Consider the following 23,305-nt stretch of genomic DNA (forward strand, 5'->3'; position numbering starts at 1 on the left):
TTACCGGTTAAACCAGCGCCGGCAACACGTGAAGTACGACATCCACACTAAAATGGGCGGTAATGGCCGACAGCAGACCATAGCGCCAGTAACACCAGCCATAAAGTACAGCAACTGCGGTATTACCTGCAATGGTTGCCCACACAGCAAAGCCAGAATGAGCACCGTAGGCTACCACGCTTGGCAGGTGTGCCAGTCCGAATCCCAGCCCCACCAGCAATATGATCATCATTGGTATGGTATGCGTGGCAAGTGCCGATTTGCGCACTTTAACGGTAATGAATAACAGCAGTGTCATCAACCCGAAGCGAAACCAGATTTCTTCACCCACGGCGGCGCCCACAGAAACCAATAACCCGCCGACTGGCCCTCTGAAGCCATAGGCAGGCAATTCTGGTGGCAGGTAATCAACCAGTAGCCAGCGCAACGCCAGCAAACTCAACCCTAACGGAATAGCAACCGCAACTGCAAATCTCAAACCTGCGGCTGCACCACCTTCCTGCAACACGCGCTGATTAATGAGCCCCATTCCCATGCTCCTGCCAAGCTTGAGCCCTATCAGCAAAGCAGGCAGGGTAAGCACTGACAGGAAAATCATACCTAGTACAAGGGTGTCTGCAAATGACTGCTGATTCATTACTTTTTGGTAAATCACGTTGCTCATTTGCGTGACTACCGTTAACGCAAATAACGCTAACAGTGGTAACCAAAATTGCCCTTGCAAGCTGTGATTAGGCGGTGCTTTTTGCTGACTCATGTGCTGTGTATAGTTGCAACCATTGTATCCGCAAACTTAATCATTCAAACACCGTGCTACAAGACGCAATGTGTAAGCAAAAATGTGTAATAAAGCTGCTATGTGTGTAAAAACTGTTAGCTGATGATCCCCAGCTCCACTGCCCGCAACACCGCACGCGTTCGGTCTCTGGCATCGAGTTTAGCTAAAATACCCGATACCTGATTTTTAATCGTGCCTTCCGATTTAAACAGCGCCTGAGCAATTTCCTTGTTACTACAGCCCGATGCCATTAAACGCAGAATCGCTCTTTCTTTTTCAGACAGTGTTTCCACCGGTGCCACCGCCTCTTCACCCGGCCCCAGGCCTTGCAGCCCTTTGAGCAATGATGCTGTGATCGCAGGCTGAATAAGCGTATTACCCGCATGTACACTGGCAATCCCCTCTACCAGGGTATCCAAAGACACGTCTTTAAGCAGATAGCCCATTGCACCAGCACGAATGGCTTGCAACAAACTGTCATGGTCGTCGAACGTGGTAAGAATAATCGTTGGTATGTGTTGGTTGGTTTGCTGAAGCTGCCTGAGCACCCCTATTCCATCCAGCTTTGGCATGCGAATATCCAGCAGCATTACGTCTGCCTGGCCGGGGTGCTGCGCTATCCAGCTCAGCGCGTCCTCGCCATCACTTGCCTGGCCCACTACCTTTACCTGATCAGACAATGCCAGCAAACTGCATAGCCCCTGGCGCAGCAACTGCTGATCGTCTACTACCAGTACCTTAATGGTCATAACGCCTCCGGAAACACTAAACGGGTAGCAAAGCCACTTGAACTGGCGTTAAAGGTGGCTTCACCGTTGAGCATTGCCATGCGCTCCTGAATACCCGTTAAACCGTTACCAGCCACAAATCCGCTGGAGGCTTTGCCATTGTCACTCACTTCAGCCACATATTGGCCTGCTTCGTGTGTGATGGCTATCTCAATGCGTGTGGCGTGACCATGCCGCAAACTGTTGGTTACCGACTCCTGAACACAGCGCAATACGGTTTGCGCCTGCGACAACGACAGCGCGGAAGTATCGCCACACCTGAGGGTAAACTCAACTCTATGCCTGAGTGGCTCTATCAGGGTTTCAATGGCCTGACACAAATCCAACTCACCCAGTTCGCGGATGTCTGACACCGCTTCACGCACATCAGCCAATAGCAATCTGGCTATCGACAGACATTGCTCAATCGCCGGTTTATGCGCAGCATCTACCGTATGTGAGGCAACCTGCAAATGCAGTGACAGCGCCGTGAGATGGTGCCCTACTACGTCGTGAATATCCCGTGCGATGCGCGTACGCTCGTCTTTTCTGCTGGCCTGCTGCATCAGATTTTGTAGCGCCTGCAGCTCTCGGGTTGCCTGCTCTGCCCGTTGCTGTTGCATCTCGGCTTTACGGCGGTTCTCCATCATGAGCAACGCAAATAAATTAAACGTCCAGAACAACAAACCTGACACCCACTGACCGTTGGTTTGCCATACCAACGCGTACAGAAACCAAGGCAAGGCTGACCATAAAGGCGAACTCAGTAATGTCCATCGCAAGGGCAGGAAATACGGCAATTGCGCCGACCATACCACCAGCAAAATGGCGTTAAAGCCCAGCGGGCTGGCGGCAAACAATGCCAGTACAATGGCGTATTGCACTGCCAGTAAATATTGACGAGTGAGGCGGTCGCGCTTGAATGACTTATCCCTTGTGGTAACCAGAAACATCACTGCAAACGCCACGAACAGCGCAATTACCAGACACAACTGAGCAACGGTGAAGCTCTCATGACCCAGCAAAATCCAGATGTTGGCGGCCATTACCAAGCACACCGTAAGCAAGGCATTAACGTCTTCTTTTGATATCAGCTTGCGCCACAGATTACCCAGCGTCATGTCGTCCTTAATCACCGATTTATACCAAGCGGTAGTATTGAAGATTACGCCGTGTAATGAAATAGGCCAAAAGTCATTTTTTACATTGTGACTTTCGGCACTTATGTACCGGGCGCCGCTTGCGTAACCTGAATGCATTGCTGAGAGTACACACGGAGATCCACCATGCCTTTATTCTACCAATCCTTATTAGTGACCCATGTAATTGCCAGTGTGGCGGCGCTAGTACTGTTCTGGGTACCCATTACTACCCGCAAAGGCGCGCTTAATCACCGCCGCTTTGGCGGCTATTACCAGCAGGTGATGCTGGTTTCACTGTTTACTGGTGCGTTAATGGCATTACTGCTCATTATGGTACCATTTGAGGTAAAGCCAGATATATTCAGTCAATCCAGCAACATTGGCGCATCGGTTGAGCGTTTGCAGCGCTTCGCAATGTTTCTGATTCACCTGTCAATTCTGATGTACTGTAATCTGATGATGGGGCGCTGGGCGCTGTCAGCCAGACACGATCGCAGTGCAATGCGCCGCCCATCAAGGATGATTCCGGCCGTCATGCTGGTGACTTCCAGCCTGGTAATTGGTATAACCGGATTAATGCATAATCATGTACTGATGATGATTTTTGCGCCGCTTGGCTTAATGAATGCGATTAGTCAGTTGCGCTTTACCTATGCAACCGAAGTGGGCAAACACGCCTGGTTAATTGAACACCTGTCGGGCTATATTGGTTCGGGGATCGGTGCTTACACAGCCTTTTTTGCCTTTGGCGGGCGCACCCTGTTAGCCGACATCGGTGCCTGGCAATTCGCATTCTGGATTGCTCCAGGTATTGTAGGCGCGATTGCCATTATCATTCAGTCACGAAAACTGGCGGGTAACGACAACCCTTTTACACAGCAGGCCCAAGGCGTGGAAAATCAATGAAACTGGATGTATTTGGACGGGCGGTCGAAGTAGTAAAACGCAACGACCGCTGGATGGCATTTTATGCTGGCAACGAAGGAAAAAAACGCGCTGCCACCGACATTATCATTCCATCAACGGTAGCAGAATCCGATGTAGTGGCCTATGTCGCAGACCTGTGCCACGAGTGGGCCACCCCAGCCCACCCATCAGTAACGATTATCAAGCCGCTTAATTATTCGCGTAGGGCGACGGACCACCCTCCGCGATAAAGCGCTCAATACGGGCCTCCAGCACAGACAAGGGCACTGAGCCAAGCTGCAACACGGTATCGTGAAACGCGCGAATGTCGAATTGACTACCCAGCGCCTGTTCGGCCTGAGCGCGTAGTGCTTCAATTTTCATCTGCCCCAGATAATAAGACAATGCCTGCCCAGGCCAGGCGATATAGCGATCCACTTCGGTAGTAACTTCATGTACCGACAACGCGGTGTTGTTCTTCATGAAATCCTGTGCCTGTTGGCGGCTCCAGCCCTTGGCGTGAATGCCGGTATCCACTACCAGTCGCGCTGCCCGCCACATCTGATAACTCAGCATGCCAAATATTTCATAAGGCGTATGGTACATGCCCATTTCTTCGCCCAGTTTTTCGGAATAAAGCGCCCATCCCTCGCCATAGGCCGAAATGTAGGTATTGCGACGAAACGCCGGAATATCGGTATTTTCAGCCGCTAACGACATTTGAAAAGCGTGCCCGGGAGCGGATTCGTGCAGTGTTAATGCAGGCAATGAATACAAAGGACGTGAAGGCAAGTCGTAGGTGTTCACCAGGTACATACCCGGCCCACCGCGACCCGCAGTGTAATAAGGCGCAATATCGTCGGGCACCGGAATTATGGCAAACCGGCTGCGCGGCAGTCTGCCAAACCAGTTTTTGGCTACTGCATCAAATTCTTTCGCAGTCCAGGCTGCACGATCAAGCAGTGCCTGGGGCGTCGTGACATAAAATTGCGGATCGGTGCGCAGGAAGCTAAGAAACTCAGCCAGATCACCGCTGAATCCCACTTCGCGCATTACAGCGTGCATGCGCGCTTTTATTTTTCTTACTTCGCTCAGGCCGATATCGTGAATTGCCTCGGGCGTAAGGGTAAGTGTGGTGTACTTGAAGATTTGTGACTGGTAGAAATCCCGGCCATCCGGTAACGAAAACGCGTCCAGCTCGGTAACCGCACCCGGAATATACGTATCGGTTAAAAAGGCCAACAATTGCTGATAAGCGGGAATAACCGATGCCTTAATCACCGCGTTTGCCCTGGCGGTAAGGGTACTTTGCAGTTCGGAGGAAAAGGTAGCCGGAAAGGCCGAAAACGGCTTGAAGTAAATAGTGTCCTTTGGCGATGCAGCATTGGCTACCGACGCAGCGGTTGCTTCCCTGCCAACCAACGCAATGGCGGGCGGCGTAAAGCCACGGGCAAGACCCGCGCGCATATTAATGATTTGCTCATCAAAATAGCGCGGAATGTCGGCCAGCCACAGCAGATAGTTTTCGTAATCCTGTTGAGTAAGAAACTGCCCTTTGGGCATGTAAGTCAGGTCGCCCCAAAACGAGGTATCACCCGTAAGCGGTTTTTCGAACAGTTTGAATGTCTGATCGTTGATCAGACTTTGAATTTGAAACGAAAAGACCCGGTAATTAATTTGGTTTTCTGCCGACAATGCGGTTAGCGGTATCGCGGCCAATCTGCTTTGAACTGATTCCCAGTAAGCCAGTCGGTCGGCCTGAGCCTTTGCATGCACTACAGGTAACGATACCGGAATCCGGCTGACTTCAGCGTTTTCATCTACCGCATATTGCTGCTGTCGTTTCTGCCACTCTTCCTGATAGAGTGCCTCAAAGGTTTCATCGCTCTGACTGGCCAGCGCAACGCCGGTGGCTGCCAGGCCCACCAGCGCAACCAATCCGATTAGCTGCGCCATTCTAACGCTACCTGCTAGCTTAAATACGTACTTCATTGCTAAGCCTATTCTTGTTTTTTTGTTATCGTTTTAGAGGTGTCAATTCTCTTTGATACCGTTCAAGTGAAAGTTAAATTAAAGTAATGCCATCACTTCGTGGTACTTGTGAGCAAAAATATCTCTGACTGAGCGGTACCTGTCAACAAAGCATCGTCGGAGCGGTCTTTCAGGGCGACCCCTGACAGTTGTTTGTTGTAGGATTCCTGCATTAAATACTGGCAGCGTTTTGCTGCGTTTTGTATGCTCAATCCTTTCGGGCGCACATTGGAGATGCAATTGCGTTTTGCGTCGTCGCAACCGGGTTGAGGTTGCCAGGTAAAATACAGTCCTACACTATCGGGGGAACTCAGTCCGGGGCGCTCTCCAATGACCATCAGTACCATACGTGCCTGCAACGCTCTGGCAATATCATCACCCAGCGCGACCCGGCTTTGTTGTGCCAAACAAATTGGGGCGAGTGACCAGCCACATTGGGCAAACGATATTTCCTTTAGCAGTGCATCAACAAACGCAACGGCATGCTGATTCACGGCACTGGCAGACAAACCATCTGCAATCACTATAGCCAAATCAAAACCCTGTTCAGTACGTTGCTGCTGAAGTGCAAACGTATCCGCTTCGCTGAGTTTGCGGCCTAAGTCGGGGCGTTGCAGATATTGCTGGCGATGCCCTGCCTGACTCTTAACGTCGTATACCTCGGGATGACTCTGCCGATAGCTAAGCGCTTGCAAACCTGAGCGAATAGCCGATGCATCCAACTCCGCTTGCACAGCATCAATTGCCTGAGCGTGGCTCAACTGAAAGTCCAGCAAGGCTCGCGTTGGCAAGCTGGTGCCGGCTCTGCCCAGTGCAATTCTGGCGTCGGTGAAAGCAGATAATGTTTGCCAGGGATTAGTAGTAACGGTTGCTGTAGGGGCTTTTGTTGTTTTAGACATCCGCTATCTGTCCTCCTCTAATGAGCGAAGGGCCAGCTCAAATTTAGCTGGCATAGTGTCTTGCAGTAAACTGTCGCGGTTTGCACTGAAAATTTTCATCCGGGCTAACCACTCTTCAAACTCAGGCGCAGGCCGGTAGCCAAATAACTGCCTGATGTACAACGCGTCGTGGAACGACGTGGTCTGGTAATTCAGCATGATATCGTCGGCCCCCGGTACCCCCATAATAAACTGGCAGTGGGCACTGGCCAGCAGGGTAAGCAGATTATCCATGTCATCCTGATCAGCCTGCGCATGGTTGGTGTAGCAGATGTCACAGCCCATCGGCAGGCCGAGTAATTTACCGCAAAAATGGTCTTCCAGGCCGGCTCGGGTAATTTGTTTGCCGTCGTACAAATACTCCGGCCCAATAAACCCGACTACCGAATTAACCAGCAACGGATCCAACACCCTGGCCAGCGCATAGGCCCTGGCTTCACAGGTTTGCTGATCCACTCCGTGATGGGCATTCGCCGACAGTGCACTGCCCTGCCCGGTTTCAAAATACATCACGTTGTTACCTACGGTACCTCGGTTAAGGGATAATGCCGCCTCTCGCGCCTCCTGTAACAAACTCAAGTTCACACCAAAGCTCATGTTGGTTCGTTCAGTTCCACCAATCGACTGAAACACCAAATCCACCGGCGCACCGCGCCCGATTGCCTCAATGGTATTAGTGACATGGGTAAGCACACAGGACTGAGTAGGAATACCGTACTGGTGAATCACTTCATCCAGCATACTGAGCAGCCGGATTGTCTGGGCAACATTGTCGGTGGCGGGATTAATACCGATAACCGCATCACCACTGCCGTACATCAGGCCGTCAAAGATACTGGCGGCAATACCGTTTAAGTCGTCAGTTGGATGATTCGGTTGTAGTCGGGTTGAGAAGCGTCCGGGCAGTCCAATGGTATTGCGAAACGCAGTGACTACCTGGCATTTTTGTGCCACCAGAATCAGGTCCTGATTGCGCATGATTTTACTGACCGCAGCCACCATTTCAGGTGTCAGGCCAAGTGCCACGTCCTGAAGCATGTCGGTGGTAGTCGTTTCACACAACAACCAGTTACGAAAATCGCCAACAGTAAAGTGGGAAATCGGTGCAAAGGCAACCTTATCGTGGGTATCAATGATAAGACGGGTGATCTCATCGTCTTCGTAGGGGATGAGCGCCTGATTTAAGAAGGTGCTTAATGGCAAGTCTGCCAATATACGTTGCGCTACCACGCGCTGTTCAGCCGTAATCGCGGCTATACCGGCTAATTGATCACCGGAGCGCAGCGGCGACGCTTTGGCCATTACATCGGCAAGATTGTCGAATCGATAAAGCGTTAGTCCTTGCTGATAGCGGTATGCCGTCATCACTCGCCTCCCTGTGGCAGAGTATCTGTTCACATCTTGCCGCGAAGACACGGACTTTGCAAAGTGATTGACGGCTTTTTAAGCGCTTTTTATAGCACCGCAGCAATCGCGATTGCCGTACGCTCCAGGTTTGTATTGTTCAGACCGGCAATACACACTCGGCCACTGCTAATCATATACACACCGAACTCGTCTTTAAGACGCGCAACCTGCTGCGGCGTTAATCCGCTATAGCTGAACATGCCCTGCTGACGCTGCAAATAGCCAAAATCCCGATCCGGGCGATGCTCACTGAGTTGCTTAACCAAACCGCTGCGCATGGCTTGCATGCGATTACGCATGTCTGTCAACTCCTGTTGCCACTGCTGGGTAAGCCCTGCATCACTGAGCACCAGATTCACCAGGCGCGCTCCGTGCGCTGGCGGCGTAGAGTAGTTGCTGCGCACGGTAAACTTAAGCTGGCCTTGCACATTGTGCGCAATGGCCGGATTTTCGCAGACCACACTGAGTGCGCCCACGCGCTCGCTGTACAACGAGAAGATTTTTGAAAACGAATGGCTGAGCAAAAATGGCAGGCCTGTTTTTGCCATCAGCGCAATGGCCAGGGTGTCAGTTTGCAGCCCTTGCCCGAAGCCCTGATAGGCCATATCAAAAAACGGCAGTAATTCCCGCTCTGCAATCACGCCAATCACCTGCTGCCACTGCTGTGCGGTTAAATCAATACCGGTTGGGTTATGACAACACGGATGGAGTAATACCACTGAACGGGCGGGTAGCTGATTCAAATCTTCCAGCATACCGGCAAAGTCGAGCTCTTTGGTTTCAGCGCTGTAATAGCGGTAGGTGTTTACCGCAAAACCTGCGCCTTTGAAAATGGCATGGTGATTCTCCCAGGTGGGGTTACTTACCCATACCTGCGACTGCGGAAAATAGCGCTTGATAAAATCAGCGCCGACTTTCAGCGCACCGGAGCCCCCCAGGCTTTGCACGGTAGCGGTTCTAGCCTGCACATCAGCGAGGGCGTCACCAAAAGCCAGTGTTTGCACGCGAGTACGGTACTCTGGCAAGCCGTCCATGGGTAAATACGTTGGCGATGCAGGCGGCTCTGCAAACAATCGCGCTTTGGCCTGCTTCACGGCGGCCATGTCAGGCACAATGCCATTTTCGTCGTAGTAAAAGCCAATGGTTAAGTTTACTTTGTCGTCACGGGTATCCTGCATATAGGTGTCCATGAGCGATAATATGGGGTCGCCAGCGTAGGCATTTACCGATTCAAACATCATTAATCCTTGTTTACCGTCTGCTTGTGCTGTGGCAGAGGGATAGGGACACAACACGGGTGTGTCAAAGGTTTATACCAATCCGCGTGGATGATACACCTACCCCTTTGTATGTGAACAACGCCAGTGCAATTGGTTTATCCTGTGCGTAAAGCTGGCTTTTCAAAGGCTGGAAACTATTGCTGACGACTCGCTATCAGCGGTCATCAGCAATGAGATCGTGCAGCGAACTAATAGAGGGTAGTTTGTGCTCTGGTTGGTAGAACAAGCGGTTTAGCCTGCCCAGAAAATTCACTGAGCGATTGGGATCCTGTCTTTTTACCCGTGACTCACTGCTGGTTTGCAGAAACTCCCACGGACGCAAATTTAAACGCTGAATATCCTCCGGCGTGCTGCCGTGGGCTTCAACCGCACTTAAAATACGCTCGGTTTTACTTTCCATAATCGGAATGATGTCTTTGGCGTACAACGTATTGAGCGGCTCACCAATGGCTTGCAGAGTGTGATTAATTGCCGCCCACAACGTATCATGGTCGTAATGCACGCCAACAGGGGCGTAATACCCCATGATTTCCCATTCCAGCTCAGCATTGCTTGCCGCAATGGAACTGTCGGCTTCCGGTGAAAACGATAAGTCGGGGCGCGCACCAATGTTGTAGGCATCCACCGACATCCCCACACATAATAACAGTTCACCCATGTGCGCTGGTGGACGGTAGAGGGCCTCAAATGCCGCGCGTTTCACTCCCATCCAGCCATGGATCACTGCTGGCTGCTGTGCAAAATGGCGAACGTCGTCGGGCAAGTCTTCACCGTATTGATTAACCAGTAATGGCGAAGGATCGTCTTCGAGTAACTCCTCGGGGATCCACACTTCGTATTCCTGGCGATTATCGGCTTTCCCGCGGCTTTTAATACCAAATGACAGGTTTACCGGCCGGCAAATACTGCGGTCTTCGTCAACCCGATGAAAATATTCTGATCTTAGGCGTTTAATAAACGGCGCGTCTTTTCCGGCCAGTGCCGCGGTGGGATAGCGATAACCACAATCGCTGTGAGGCACAATGGAAAAGCCTTCAATAGCGCGTAGCAATTTCCCTTTTACGCCTTTCAGCAGATCGGTAGTGGGCAGAATAATACTGCGCTCTGGCTCAATAGTTAACCGCTCACCGGTACTACTGATATATTTGGGTGTTTTATGAAACTCGTAGTGAGTCAGCCCCATTCCGGCCACTGCTTCATCGCGTAAGCGGGCAATTTCCATAAACAAGGCTTTGTGATCGCGAATATGTCTGAGTAATGGACGTTGAGTCATACAGCCTGCCACCTATCCGTTTGTCTTTGCTTTTTAAATTCAGTCTGCCAGATAAAATGCCGGTGGTCTCTACCCTATTTTGACTTTTTTACCCTTGCATACAGGCTAAGCCGCAGCACCTTTTCTATTTCCAGTACCAATAACATCACCAGGCCAGTAACCACAATAAGCAGGTTATCAGTAAGGGTTGGCGCCTGGGTTCCGAACACGGTTTGCAGCAGCGGAATATAACAAATTGCCAGTTGTGCAATCACCACAAAGCTCACGGCATACCACACAACCCTGGTGCCCTTTATACCCGCAAGCGATATTGAACGGCGGTGCATAGTGCGAATAAAGAACAAATAGAAGATTTCCAGCCCCACCAGCATGTTCATAGCCTGTGTACGCGCATACTCCACATCGTGTCCAGCCGCTATGGCATACTGATAGATACTGAACACGGCCATGAAAAACAGACTACCCACCAGCAATATTTGCCACACCAAAGCGGGCTGAATTAATGCCTGTCCACGCGGCCGTGGGGGCTTTTTCATCGTGTCTTTGTCGGTTGGTTCAAACGCCAGTGCCATTCCCAGCGTCACCGCCGTGATCATATTCACCCACAAGATTTGCACTGGTGTGATGGGGTAAGGCAATCCCGCTAACAGCGCCACGATAATAGTTAATGCCTCGCCGGCGTTGGTAGGCAACGTCCAGCTCACCACTTTTTTGATGTTGGCGTATACCGTTCTCCCCTGCTCAACCGCTGCAGCAATTGAGGCAAAATTGTCGTCAGCCAGCACCACTGCGGCGGCTTCCTTGGCCGCTTCACTGCCTTTCAACCCCATCGCTACACCCGCGTCGGCCCGTTTCAGCGACGGGGCGTCGTTTACCCCATCACCGGTCATCGACACGGTTAGTCCCAGTGACTGTAAAGCCATCACTAAACGCAATTTATGTTCGGGTGTGGTGCGGGCAAAGATATCAGTTGTCTGAACGGCTTGTTTTAATTCGGCGTCCGTCAAGCCATCTATTTGCGTACCAGTAAGCACACTACCGTGCGCCAGCCCCAGCTGTTTGCCGATGGCCTGAGCGGTAACGGCATGATCACCGGTGATCATTTTTACCTGGATCCGCGCGGCCTGACAGGTTTTCACCGCTTCGATGGCCTCCTGACGTGGCGGATCAATCAAGCCTATCAACCCTAACAAACTCAACTCTCCTTCGGTATCGCGGGTAGCCAGTACGGTATGCTCTGCAGACACCGTCTTAGCAGCCAATGCCAAAACACGCTGCCCCTGTCGCGCCAACGCTTCGGCTTTATCCAGCCAATCCTGCAATACCAGAGGTATTTCGTCTCCCGTATCCGACATCGCCATAGGGCAACGCTTCAGGATCACCTCTGGCGCGCCTTTTACCAATACCAACCCTGTGCCGCTGTGGTTGTGGTTTAGCGTTGCCATAAATTGTGTAGACGAATCAAACGGCAACACGTCAGTACGTGGCCAGTCGTGGCGGTAATCCTCGCCATCGGGCAGACTTACTTTGCCAGCAAAAGAAAGCAGTGCCGCTTCCATGGGGTCGCCTTCAATAGTCCATACGCTGTTTTTACAGTGTATTTCAGCGTCGTTACACAGTGCGCTGAGCCTGGCAATGTCGGTGAGTACAGGTTGCGAAGTGGTATCCACCGGCTCGCCGCCACGCAGAATATCCCCTACCGGCGCATAACCTTCGCCATCGATTTCAAACCTGGCGTTGTGAGTGACGACACTCACCACCATCATTTCGTTGCGGGTAAAGGTGCCGGTTTTGTCTGAACAAATCACCGACACCGACCCCAGGGTTTCAATGGCTGGCAGTACTCGCACAATGGCATGCCGTTTCGCCATGGCCTGCACACCAACGGCCAGTGTGATGGTTAGCACTGCTGGTAATCCTTCCGGAATAGCCGCTACCGACAACCCCACAACAGCTAAAAACAACTCGGTAAAAGGCTGTTGGAGCACCCAGGTGCCTACCATCAGCAGTATCACGGCAATGGCCAGAATAATCCCGGTGATCCACTTGGCCAGCACATCCATTTGCTCTACCAGTGGCGTAGTGAGCTTTTGCACATCCGATAACAAACCGCCAATTCTGCCGATTTCGGTATTGGCGCCGGTAGCCACTACAACGCCCATTCCCTGACCGGCTGTGACATTAGTGCCACTAAACGCCATGCAATCCCGGTCGCCCAGCGCAGCCTCTTCTGCTACTGCCTGAACGGACTTCTCTACGGGTAGCGACTCGCCCGTTAACAGGCTTTCCTGAATAGCCAGCCCATGACAGCGGAGTATTCGTAAATCGGCAGGTACTTTGTCGCCGGCTTCCAGCAGCACGATGTCACCAGGCACCAGCGCCTCGCCTGCTAATGTTCTGCGTTTACTGTTGCGCACCACCGCCGCTTTTAACGCCAGCAAATTGCGAATGGAATCCATGGCTTTTTCAGCCTTGCCTTCCTGAATTACCCCAATCATGGCATTTACAATCACCACGCCAAAAATAACAAAGGTATCTATCAAGTGTTGTAGCAACGCGGTAAGTACACCAGCCACGATAAGTACAATCACCAACAGGTTGGCGAATTGCTTAATAAAGCGGGTAAAGGTGCCCGGCTGAGGGGCCTGTGGCAGTTTATTCGGGCCGTATTGCTGTAAACGCGCAGCAACCTCGTCATCGGTTAAACCCGACGCAGTTGAGTTAAGGGCGCTGAGTACTTCATCGCCGGTTTGTGTATGAAATGACGCATTCTGTTCATTCATTACCATGCTCCCGGGAAAGGCATACCTGGAAATAGCAGGCTCTGCGCAGCAGACAAACGCGAAGCCTCCCTGAAAGTCTACGCTATCAGGGGTGACCTTTTAGAGCTCTGATTTACATCAAAAGAAGAGTTTCTCTGTTATGTTTCTTTCTGCCTGGCCAATGCCAGATACTTGTAGAGCGTGGACTCACCAATACTGAGTGTGGAGGCAACATCTTTTCGCTTCATTCCTTTGGCAATCAATTCCTGGGCTTTTTTTACCAACTTTGCGGGGATGGCTTTGCGGCCTTTGTATTTACCGGCAGCGCGCGCTTTGGCAATCCCAATTGCCTGACGGTCCTTTAACAAATCACGATCCATCTGGGCGGCGCATTCAATCAGGGTAAAGACACTTAATGTGGGATTACACAGGGGCTCCAGGTTATCTACCACCAGCATCACGTTGCGCGACTTCAGATCCTTGGCCACCCTTGCAGCCTGGGTAATACTACGCCCAAGTCGGGATACATCTTTCACGATCAGCCTGTCACCCGATCGCAGGCGTTTTAATAGTCTGTCGAGTTTAGGTTTGGCACCGGGGTCGGCGTTGGGCTCCCGCACTATGATGTCGTAAGGATACACCTCGGCCAATCGTTCGGCCTGCTGGTCAACATCCTGATTTTCTGTACTACTGCCAATATAAAGATAGGTCGTCACGGATGAATTCTGGGTACCTGGAACACTTATTAAAAGCGTAGAATACCCTTCTGTAAAAACAAGTAATTTGAGTTGCTTTACCTTCATTTCACCTGGGCTTATTTATCCTTTGAAACTTGTTCGGTGTGCACAGGTTTGATAGCGTCACCCAGGCAGGGACCAAAAATAGGCAACATGATGAATAAATCCATTAGAATATTGTTGGTTGAAGACAACCTGGCGATTGCCAAACAAGTGGCGGGTTTTCTGGAAGGCCTTAAATGGCAGGTGGATTTTGCCGCCACCGGGCAACAAGGTCTCGACCTTGCGCTCACCCATACCTTTGACGTGATCATTCTGGATTTAAACCTGCCCGACATGGACGGCCTGGACGTGTGCCAGCAAGTTAAGCAAAACGCTACACGCGTAACGCCGGTGCTTATGCTCACTGCACGGGATGCCTTTACGGATAAAGCCAAAGGCTTTGGGCAGGGCGCGGATGACTACCTAACCAAGCCCTTTGATTTTCGCGAACTGGCACTTCGCGTGGAAGCATTGGCAAGACGCCCGCAATTACACACCAATACCCAGATTCGCGAAGGGCATCTAACGCTTGATACGCGGGCCAAATCCGTATATTGGCAACAGCAACCCGTTACAGTAACCGGGGTTGGCTTCAGTATTTTGCACAAGCTGCTTGTGGAATACCCCTACCCGGTTAGTCGCAGCGATTTAATCACGCATATCTGGGGCGATGAACCGCCCGAGAGCAATGCGTTAAAATCTCATATGTACAGCCTCAGAAAAGCCCTGGAAAAAACCAGTGGCGAACCCCTTCTGGAAACCATTAGCAGCATTGGTTACAAGCTAACAGGGCTCAATCATGAAGCTTAGCGGCATTCAGGCGCAGTTGTTCATTGCGTTTGGCAGCCTGGTACTGGTAATTAATTTGTTTTACACCCGCCTTAGTGTGCTGTTTGTGGATGTAACAGAAGACATTGTAGCGTCGCATTTACTGGATTTAGAAATCCAGCGACTGGAACAACACTGGCTTTCTGAGCATGCGTTAAGCGCCTTATCTTCTGACGCATTTTCACTTTCTGACAAACCAGCGAGCAGTCCGTGGCAGCGCGCCGCTATCGACAATAGCATGCTGATAGCTAAACAAAGCGAAGAAGTGATGTACTTCAAAGCGTTCAACCATACCGCCATACCGGCTGACGGCGTTACCATGCGCTCTTCGGCACTGACGCCGCTATCAAGCTTTACCGATGTGTTCAGCGTATTTTTATTCAGCGCGTCGGCAGCGGCCATGATACTTGCTATTCTCAGCACCTGGTTTTTAGCCTCCAGGCTTGCCAAGCCATTGCAGGCGCTTGCCTCATCGGTTAAAACGCAAACACCGGATTCGCCCTGCTCCATTGCTGGTACCGAACGCCAGGATGAAATAGGCACACTGGCCACCAACTTTACGTCTACCTACTCGGCCTTACAGGATGCCTGGCAACGCGAGCGCGATTTTACGCACGATGTAAGTCACGAATTGCGTACGCCCATTACATTGCTAAAAAACACCCTGGCGGTGCAGCCTACATCCGATTCAAATAACACCGAACGTCAGTTGTTAGAACAAGCCACCAACACGTTGCAACAAACCGTTGAGGTACTGCTGGCACTGGCCCGCAAGGAAAACCTGCAATTTTCCGCCGTAGCCGTTTTGCCCATTCTTGAACGCGTATTGTTAGCGATACACCATGTACATCCAGAATTGAAGTTTGATGCTGAACTGGATATCGACGACAACGCGAAGGTAACTGGCAATGCTTATCTTATGACGCTGCTTTGCCAGAACCTGGTGAACAACGGGGTGTATCACGGTGGTGGAAAAGGCATGAACATTAGCCTGAAAAACGGCAAGTGGGTATTTGAGAATCCGCTGGCCGATACCAGCGATCGCCCTTATTACCAGGGATTAGGACACGGGCAGTATCTGGTACAACGCATTGCCAGTGTGATGCAATGGAACATCGATTTTGAGCAAACCGCAACCCGTTACCGCGTGGTATTAACGCCCTTGATGGCGGAAGCATAGACGGGTTGATTGCCCGCGCCGGTGATGAATAACACGCCCAGCCAGCAAAACCACACTATTTGCAGCAAGCCAAAGATGAGGCCAGCCAGTGCCATATCCGGCATCACAGTAAGGGTGCCTATCGCGCCGGTCACTAATCCAAAATGCGCTACTGGTTTGGATGCGATCTGGTAGCGCTGCAAACTGGTATTTACCATTAGCATCCACACACCGCCTACCCATTCAACCCCGTCACCCAATCCCATTTGAATCGCAAAAATAGCCGGCCAGATTCGTTCAATCTGATCGACAGGCTGCATGATCAAATATTCAATGGTGAGCACAGCGATGAGACCGCTGGCAAACACATAGGCAGCCCACATATAGCCAAGGAGCGCACCTAAGAGCTGGAAGTGCCCTGATTGCTGATAAGCGGGCTGGTATAAACTGCGGTTCAGCACCAATAACGCCAGGCCGAACAGTACAAAAATAATCAGATACCACAACTGAATTAACCGGCTGTGATCCATTATCGCTTTTAAACGCTCATCGCCATCGTTATTGATATCGGGCATAACAGCCAGAATCATTACAATACCAACCACATAACAAAGCGCGCACACAAAGGCGGCAAAGCCACCAGCTCGCAATCGGGTTAACTGTGTTTGATATGGGTTAGTTTCCAAACCGAGGTTGTCCTTTAACACGTTCTATTTCACCTTAGCTTGACCGCGCCTCATACAGAATGGTTCCAACTTACAATGTACCGAGAAACCCCTAAGGAAAACCCAATGAAATATTCTGTATTAAGTTGCTGCTTTTTGTTGCTTGCTCCCTGCGCAATGGCTGAGCAAGTCTATAGCGATCCCAACCCGGTAACCCGCTCTTTAGTATTGCAAGACGAAGAGGCTGTGGTGATAGCTGGTGTTGGCTATGGCGAATCTCACAATGGTGAGAGTATCACAACCCCGTTAATTGCGTTTGCCTATGGTGTAACAGATGATGTCACTATTGGTCCGCTGGGCGTCCGCTACCGCTTCAACGCCTTTGATAGCGCCAGCATGCCCAATCTGGAACTTGCGGCTGAAGGCGGGTTAATGGGCTTTTACGAGTCCAAAGACTTTGGTGATAGCTATGCAGTAGGTGCAGGCATAAGCGGTAAATACCGGGTGTCGACTGAACTGGCGCTTACGTTTGGCACCCATTACGCAGTGTGGCTGGAAGACGAGCGCGATAATCGCAGTGAAATACGTGCCGATGTGGGCGTGTTATATCAGGTGCATCCTAAACTTACGCTATTTGCCCAAGGCGAATACCGAGAGTTAAACGACTTCGACCAGGACAATTCTATGAATGCCTCGGTGGGCGGAATATGGAATTTATCGCGTCGCTCCGAAATAACTTTCGCAGTTAATTACGATGATTTTGAGCCAGCTAAGGATGGGTATGAAGATGACACGCTGTCTGAATGCATGATGGGGATCAGCTACACTCAACGGTTCTAGGCCAGAACACCCAAAGGGCGTAGCGACGGGGAAAGGGCACTTTTCCCCGCCGCCACTATTATACGCGGTTGCGTTTCACAATAGCCGCATATTCGTGGGCGCTGGGCTTGGCCTTGCGCTCAAAGGTGGTGCGGTCAACGGTATGCAAGCCAAAGTGCTCGTTGTAACCGCTGATCCATTCGTAATTGTCCAGTAGTGTCCAGTGAATATAGCCTTTCACCGGCACACCGCCTTCAATGGTTTGTTGCAGATTGCGCAGTGACTCACGAATAAACCAGCTGCGCTGATTGTCGTCTTCGGTACCTATACCATGCTCGGTTACCACAATCGGCTTCTTAGTTTTGTTGTAAGTGTATTGCACGCAATTGGCCAGCGACGTGGGCTCAACCCAATGTCCGGAGTGATTTAACTGTGCATCAGCCGGAATCGGCAACTTACCGTCTGGCCCCCATTCAACCCGTTCGTAATTTTGCACGCCAATAAAGTCGGTTTCTTCTACCGCTAACCAGGCACCGTAATTGTAATCACACATTTTATCGCGCATGGCATCGCCGCCTTTGGACTGATCGTCCAGCATCGCCAGGGTAAAGCCTACATCGAGGTTGCTGCGCTGGGCTTTAATGGCTTCACGCGCCAGCTTATGACCAATGAGTAATTGTTCATTGATCACATCCAAATCACCCAATCGGGCTGAGTTCAAACCACAAAAATACTCGCTGTTAGTGGCTTTAGCCGCGGCAGTCAGCATTTTGTCCTGCATGTCCCACACAAAATCTGGTACCCCCAGTACTTTCAGCAAACGCAGAAGATTCGGTTCATTAAAGGTTACCGCGTAGCCAATGCCATCCGCCAGTTGCACAGCGGCCTTTGAGCAATACTCAGCAAATAGCGACGGAGCCTGAGGATTAGTCCAGCCGCCTTTTGCGGCAAACCACACCGGGCTGGCAAAGTGATTAAAGCTCACCAACGGCACCATATTGCGCTTGTGGCAGCCTTCAATAATGCGCTTGTAATGATCAATCATGGCCTGTGAATACAGGCCTGGCTCGGGCTGAATACGTGCCCACTCAATTGAAAAGCGGTAAGCACTGAATCCCAATGCCTTACACAAATCGAGATCTTTTTCCCACAACATAAAGCTGTTGCAGGCATCGCCGGATGGCTCGCGGAATAACGTTGGCTGTACGTGTTCGAGCAACCAAATGTCGGAATTCACGTTGTTGCCTTCTACCTGATGGCCTGCACTGGCCGCACCCCAGAAAAAATCATCCGGAAATGGCTGCCCTGCTTCACCTGAAGACGTAGCCGCTTTTGCAAATAACGGTGCACTAACGGTAGCAGTGGCCATGGCCAGAAATTGACGTCGATTAATCATACAGCACTCGAATTCATTAAGTTTTTATAGCCTGATTGTAAAAATATCGTGAATAACGTGACAAATAAAATAATAATTTTTATTGTTAATATAGTTTCAGACTATACAAAGAGAATTCAGGCAATGAGAATCGACCCACGCACCTTACGTTTGTTTTTGGCTGTTTGCCGTGAAGGAACCATCAGCGGCGCGGCCAGAGCCGAGCACTTGTCACAGCCGTCTGTGTCGGTGGCCATTAACCAGCTTGAGCGGGTGCTGCAAACCACGCTGTTCACCCGTAATCGTCAGGGCATCGAATTAACCCAGGCGGGTATTGCCCTGGAAATGAAAGCCCGTGCAGTTGAAAGCCTGCTACTCAGCGCCCAGGAAGAAATCCAGCTTCTGGCCGAAGACATTGGCGGTCCGCTTACCATAGGCGGCACACCGGGTGCGCTGTCTACCACCATGGGGCGTGTTATCGGCGGCTTTTCTGCCGAGCACCCGCGCTTCAAGTTGCGTATTCTGGAGCGGCCTGACACCGTTGTTCAAAACATGTTGCGCAGCTACGAAATTGACCTGGCCATTGTTACATCGGGTATGCGCGAGACAAACGAAGAGTTTCATGAACAACCGGTATTAACCGATCCTTTCTCGGTGATTGTTGGGCCAGGTAATGAGCACATCGGTGACACAGTAAAGTTGAGCGAGCTAAGCAACAGTCATTGGGTACTGCCCGATGCCGTGGGCGGATTCCGCAAACAAATTGATGCGCTGTTTATTAACAGTGGCGCACGCTTGCCCGCTAACGTCATTCTGTCTGACTCCATTCTTTCAACCAAAGCAATTGTGAAAAACAGCCAGTACATCACCATATTGCCAAACGAATTGGTAAGCACCGAAATCAAAGCGGGCTCGTTGCGTGCGGTAGGCATTGAAGGAATTAACTTCCAGCGCAAGGTGGGTTTATTGTGGATGGCAGAGCGGCAACTATCACCTATTGCCCAGGCATTTGTAGACTATGTGGTAAGTTACGCCAATCCATAGCTTTTACCTATGCTTAACAAAAAAATAAATATTTGATCAAATATATCCTGCGGCCAAAAATAGCGATAGCCCAGACGTAAACAGGGACAACCTACATGCGAACTATCATAAAAAATGCCCGTATTTTCGACGGTACTGGCCGCAAACCATTTTCCGGTTCGGTAGCCGTTGAAGGCAACCGTATAACTGAAGTCAGTGACACCGACATCGCCGCTAACAGCGGTGACAGGATCATCAATGCCGACGGCCGTGTGCTGATGCCCGGCATGGTGGAAGCGCATGCTCACCTGACATGGCCAACGTCAGTAGAGAAATTTGTGCCGGGTATGTACTTACCCCCCGAAGAACTGGCACTCACTGCTGCACGCAATGCGCGTATTCTGCTTGATCACGGTTTTACCAGCGCTTACTCCGCCGGTGCGCTCAGCAAAAAACTCGAAATCAGTTTGAACGAGCACCTCACCAGTGGCGGATTACCGGGTCCAAGATTAATTCCATCGTCAGTTGAGCGAGAGCCGCCAAATGATTCAGCGCTGGATCCGGGTAAAGCTGATCAGCATGCCCACGGCCCGGAAGGCGTGAAAGCCTTCGTAAAAGAGTGCGCCGATATTGGTGCAAAAGCCGTTAAGTTTCTTATTTCTGGTGAAAACGCCCTAAAACCCGGTGCGTCTCACGAATTACTGTATTCAGAAGAAGAAATCCTGGCCGCCGGCGAACAAGCTAAAGCCAGCGACGTATGGTTAACCGGCCATGCACACGCTGCCGCAGCGGTTAAGCTTGGCGTGCGTGCCGGATTCCGCGTGCTTTATCACTGCACGTACGCCGATGACGAAGCCATCGACATGCTGCTGGCCAACAAAGACAACATGTTTGTTGCGCCTACTATTGGTATTGTTCAGGCCACATTGGATGCCACACCACCTCCGCACATGGACATGACTTACATGAAGGAAGATGCGGCAGACGTACTGGCCCACCAAATCAAACTGGTAGAAAAACTCAAAGCGGGTGGCATGAAGCTGCTACCCGGCGGTGACTATGGCTTCCCATTCAACCCCAATGGTCGCAATGCGCGTGATTTGGAACTGTGGGTGCGACATTTCAACTACACACCGGAAGAAGTGCTGCATGCAGCCACGCAACTCGGTGGTGAAATCATGGGTATGGGCAACGAGTTAGGCTTAGTTAAAACCGGTTATCTGGCCGATTTACTGCTGATTGACGGCGATCCAACAGAAGACGTAACGATACTGCAAAACAAAGCCAATATCAGTCTGATCATGAAAGACGGTGACGCCTACAAACTGCCGTTGTCATTACTGACCACCGCCGCTTAGGAGCTGTCACTATGTATGATATAGCAATTATCGGCTGCGGGCCGGTAGGGGCGCTTGCGGCCAATTTTCTGGGTCAGCAAGGCTGGAGTGTGTTGGTAGTAGAACGCGAAGCCAACCCTTATCCGCTGCCCCGGGCCGTACATTTGGATCACGAAATGGTGCGCCTGTTCCAGGACATTGGCCTGCACAACACCATTTTGCCCGATATGCGGGATACCGAAGGCCACCTGCACGTAGGGGCCGACCACGGCGTATTGCGTTACATGGGTACATCGGGCAAGCCGCGTCCTTTTGGTTGGTCAAACGACTACTTTTTCTATCAACCCGAATTGGAGGATCACCTGCGCAATGCACTGGACCGATTCGACAATGTGAAAGTTGAACTGGGTACCGAGTTGATTGATCTGCACAGCACACAGTCCAGCGTTACACTTACGCTGGTGTGCGACGGCAACAAATACACAGCTGGCGCGAAATACGTGATCGCCTGTGATGGTGCGCGTAGCCAGGTTCGCAAAGCCCTGGGTGTAAAACTTGACGACTTACAGTTTGAAGAACCCTGGTTAGTAGTCGATGCCGAAGTAGACGGCCCGGTAACATTTCCCCCCATCGCCAATTTGCCAGACGACTGCGATATTCAGCAGCTTTCTGTGATGATGTGCGATCCCAACCGCCCGGCTACGGTAGTGCCAGGACGGGGAAATCACCGTCGCTGGGAATTAATGCTTAAGCCCGGTGAAGATGACGATGTAATGATGCAACCGGAAAACGTAGCAGCATTGCTCAAACCCTGGCTTAAAGACGTGCCCCACACGATTGTGCGCGCAGCAACCTACCGATTCCACGGCTTAGTAGCCGAACAATGGCGGGTAGGTAATGTATTTTTAGCCGGTGATGCCGCTCACCAGACTCCACCATTTTTTGGACAGGGTATGTGTCATGGCTTCCGCGATGCGGTAAACCTGAGCTGGAAACTGGATTTGGTATTAAAGGGTTTATCCCCGGATAGCTTACTCGATACCTATCAAACCGAACGGGATCCGCATGTGCGAGCCGTTATCAACGCCGCCGTGGATGCGGGCCGCTACATTTGTATGCTCGACCCGGCACAAGCCGCACAGCGCGATGCCACTATTCGCGAGAAGGTAAAGCGCAATGAATTGCCCACCACTGCTGCCGACCTTATTCCGCCGGTACGCAACGGCCTGGTAGCAGACGGCACGGCAAAGGCCGGTGCACGCTTTATTCAACCCTGGGTTGACGTTAATGGCGAGCACAAGTTGCTGGACGACGTGACCAGTGGTCAGTGGCAGTTGTTGGTAAATAGCAATGCTTTGTCGGCCACAACCCAAAAAGTGCTAACCGGCCTGCAACAACAACTCGATGTTCAGGCAACGCTGCTTTCCACCATTAAGTGCGATGCCTTAAGCCAGTGGTTAGCAGATGCAGGTGCTGACGCCGTGTTACTTCGCCCCGATCACTATGTGTACGGCACAGCCACTGAAACCACTGTCAGCGACTTGCTGAACAGACTGGCCAATCAGTTGTTTGGCGCATCGGCATACCATGAACAACAGGAAGCAGTGCAATGACTCTGACCTTACAACAAGCCGAGTGTGTGGCAAATGCCACCCTCGCCTACGCTACCGAACATGGCGTATCACCTTTGGCCGTAAGCATTCTGGATGCGGGCGGTCATACCGTAGTATTTAAACGTCAGGACGGTGCCAGTTTATACCGGGGTGACATTGCACATGCCAAAGCAAAAGGCGCACTGGGCATGGGCTTTAACACACGCGGCATCGCCGAGAAAGCCAAAAACAACCCCATTTTCTTCGCCAGCCTGACCGCAATCCCAGGTATCGAAATCGCTCTTTCGCCTGGCGGCAACTTAATTAAAGCCCCCGATGGCACACTGCTTGGCGCCATTGGCATTAGCGGTGACACCGGTGATGTAGACGAACAATGCGCAATAGCGGGTATCGCAGCGCTGCAATTTAGCGAGGATAAGTAAC

21 protein-coding genes are annotated in these 23,305 nt (G+C 51.2%); 9 read left to right on the plus strand and 12 right to left on the minus strand.

Annotation, left to right across the window (positions count from 1 at the left end; translation table 11 throughout):
- Positions 1–7 precede the first annotated feature (7 nt).
- From ACLR2L_RS00175 to ACLR2L_RS00185, 3 genes are all read right to left on the minus strand, one after another.
- Positions 8–757 (minus strand): CPBP family intramembrane glutamic endopeptidase, encoded by a 750-nt coding sequence (locus tag ACLR2L_RS00175; protein ID WP_413364616.1) that lies wholly within the window; start codon positions 755–757, stop codon positions 8–10.
- A gap of 116 nt (positions 758–873) precedes the next feature.
- On the minus strand, positions 874–1,527 hold the full coding sequence (locus ACLR2L_RS00180) for a response regulator (RefSeq protein ID WP_413364618.1): 654 nt from the start codon (positions 1,525–1,527) through the stop codon (positions 874–876).
- A complete protein-coding gene (locus tag ACLR2L_RS00185; protein ID WP_413364620.1) occupies positions 1,524–2,681 on the minus strand; it encodes a sensor histidine kinase in 1,158 nt (385 codons plus the stop codon). The genes ACLR2L_RS00180 and ACLR2L_RS00185 overlap by 4 nt, the downstream gene beginning before the upstream one ends.
- Before the next feature lie 150 nt (positions 2,682–2,831).
- Here ACLR2L_RS00185 and ACLR2L_RS00190 point away from each other — a divergent pair, with 150 nt between their 5' ends.
- Positions 2,832–3,593, plus strand: coding sequence for a hypothetical protein (locus tag ACLR2L_RS00190; protein WP_413364622.1), 762 nt, complete (start codon positions 2,832–2,834; stop codon positions 3,591–3,593).
- Positions 3,590–3,844: a hypothetical protein gene (locus tag ACLR2L_RS00195; protein WP_413364624.1), complete on the plus strand. Its 255-nt coding sequence runs from the start codon at positions 3,590–3,592 to the stop codon at positions 3,842–3,844. The genes ACLR2L_RS00190 and ACLR2L_RS00195 overlap by 4 nt, the downstream gene beginning before the upstream one ends.
- Here ACLR2L_RS00195 and ACLR2L_RS00200 read toward each other — a convergent pair.
- The 7 genes from ACLR2L_RS00200 to ACLR2L_RS00230 form a co-directional block, all read right to left on the minus strand.
- Positions 3,804–5,585, minus strand: a complete 1,782-nt coding sequence (locus ACLR2L_RS00200) for a DUF885 domain-containing protein (protein ID WP_413364626.1) — start codon at positions 5,583–5,585, stop codon at positions 3,804–3,806. The two genes, ACLR2L_RS00195 and ACLR2L_RS00200, sit on opposite strands and share 41 nt — an antisense overlap.
- Before the next feature lie 92 nt (positions 5,586–5,677).
- Positions 5,678–6,523 carry an ethanolamine ammonia-lyase subunit EutC gene (gene eutC, locus ACLR2L_RS00205; protein WP_413364628.1) on the minus strand — a complete coding sequence of 282 codons (846 nt, stop codon included), beginning with the start codon at positions 6,521–6,523 and terminating at the stop codon, positions 5,678–5,680.
- Between the two features lie 3 nt (positions 6,524–6,526).
- Positions 6,527–7,927 carry an ethanolamine ammonia-lyase subunit EutB gene (locus ACLR2L_RS00210; protein WP_413364630.1) on the minus strand — a complete coding sequence of 467 codons (1,401 nt, stop codon included), beginning with the start codon at positions 7,925–7,927 and terminating at the stop codon, positions 6,527–6,529.
- A gap of 89 nt (positions 7,928–8,016) precedes the next feature.
- Positions 8,017–9,264 (minus strand): aromatic amino acid transaminase, encoded by a 1,248-nt coding sequence (locus ACLR2L_RS00215; RefSeq protein WP_413364632.1) that lies wholly within the window; start codon positions 9,262–9,264, stop codon positions 8,017–8,019.
- Positions 9,265–9,403: 139 nt separating this feature from the next.
- Positions 9,404–10,522: a hypothetical protein gene (locus ACLR2L_RS00220; protein WP_413364634.1), complete on the minus strand. Its 1,119-nt coding sequence runs from the start codon at positions 10,520–10,522 to the stop codon at positions 9,404–9,406.
- 74 nt (positions 10,523–10,596) lie between these two features.
- A complete protein-coding gene (locus tag ACLR2L_RS00225; protein ID WP_413364636.1) occupies positions 10,597–13,305 on the minus strand; it encodes a cation-translocating P-type ATPase in 2,709 nt (902 codons plus the stop codon).
- A 137-nt stretch (positions 13,306–13,442) separates the two neighbouring features.
- Positions 13,443–14,000, minus strand: a complete 558-nt coding sequence (locus ACLR2L_RS00230; protein WP_413364638.1) for a recombinase family protein — start codon at positions 13,998–14,000, stop codon at positions 13,443–13,445.
- Positions 14,001–14,174: 174 nt separating this feature from the next.
- Between ACLR2L_RS00230 and ACLR2L_RS00235 the strand changes: the two genes are divergently transcribed.
- A complete protein-coding gene (locus ACLR2L_RS00235) occupies positions 14,175–14,873 on the plus strand; it encodes a response regulator transcription factor (RefSeq protein ID WP_413364641.1) in 699 nt (232 codons plus the stop codon).
- Complete coding sequence (locus ACLR2L_RS00240) at positions 14,863–16,071, plus strand: histidine kinase dimerization/phospho-acceptor domain-containing protein (protein ID WP_413364643.1); 1,209 nt, start codon at positions 14,863–14,865, stop codon at positions 16,069–16,071. Before ACLR2L_RS00235 ends, ACLR2L_RS00240 begins: the two co-directional genes overlap by 11 nt.
- On the opposite strand, the gene ACLR2L_RS00245 is transcribed toward ACLR2L_RS00240, so the two are convergent.
- A complete protein-coding gene (locus ACLR2L_RS00245; protein ID WP_413364645.1) occupies positions 16,032–16,736 on the minus strand; it encodes a hypothetical protein in 705 nt (234 codons plus the stop codon). The genes ACLR2L_RS00240 and ACLR2L_RS00245 overlap by 40 nt on opposite strands.
- A gap of 105 nt (positions 16,737–16,841) precedes the next feature.
- On the opposite strand from ACLR2L_RS00245, the gene ACLR2L_RS00250 reads away from it, so the two are divergent.
- A complete protein-coding gene (locus tag ACLR2L_RS00250) occupies positions 16,842–17,555 on the plus strand; it encodes a hypothetical protein (RefSeq protein ID WP_413364647.1) in 714 nt (237 codons plus the stop codon).
- A gap of 58 nt (positions 17,556–17,613) precedes the next feature.
- Here ACLR2L_RS00250 and ACLR2L_RS00255 read toward each other — a convergent pair whose 3' ends face one another.
- Positions 17,614–18,930, minus strand: coding sequence for a family 1 glycosylhydrolase (locus ACLR2L_RS00255; RefSeq protein ID WP_413364649.1), 1,317 nt, complete (start codon positions 18,928–18,930; stop codon positions 17,614–17,616).
- A 123-nt stretch (positions 18,931–19,053) separates the two neighbouring features.
- Here ACLR2L_RS00255 and ACLR2L_RS00260 point away from each other — a divergent pair, with 123 nt between their 5' ends.
- The 4 genes from ACLR2L_RS00260 (at position 19,054) to ACLR2L_RS00275 (ending at position 23,304) form a co-directional block, all read left to right on the plus strand.
- Positions 19,054–19,953, plus strand: coding sequence for a LysR family transcriptional regulator (locus ACLR2L_RS00260; protein ID WP_413364651.1), 900 nt, complete (start codon positions 19,054–19,056; stop codon positions 19,951–19,953).
- A 95-nt stretch (positions 19,954–20,048) separates the two neighbouring features.
- Positions 20,049–21,290, plus strand: coding sequence for an amidohydrolase family protein (locus tag ACLR2L_RS00265; protein ID WP_140960811.1), 1,242 nt, complete (start codon positions 20,049–20,051; stop codon positions 21,288–21,290).
- A gap of 11 nt (positions 21,291–21,301) precedes the next feature.
- Entirely contained in the window at positions 21,302–22,882 is a 1,581-nt protein-coding gene (locus ACLR2L_RS00270) for a bifunctional 3-(3-hydroxy-phenyl)propionate/3-hydroxycinnamic acid hydroxylase (RefSeq protein ID WP_140960809.1), read from the plus strand.
- Positions 22,879–23,304, plus strand: coding sequence for a GlcG/HbpS family heme-binding protein (locus ACLR2L_RS00275; protein ID WP_140960806.1), 426 nt, complete (start codon positions 22,879–22,881; stop codon positions 23,302–23,304). The genes ACLR2L_RS00270 and ACLR2L_RS00275 overlap by 4 nt, the downstream gene beginning before the upstream one ends.
- Position 23,305: the final 1 nt, after the last annotated feature.

This window comes from Alteromonas sp. AMM-1, assembly GCF_047290655.1.
GTDB classification, from domain to species: Bacteria; Pseudomonadota; Gammaproteobacteria; order Enterobacterales; family Alteromonadaceae; genus Alteromonas; species Alteromonas mangrovi.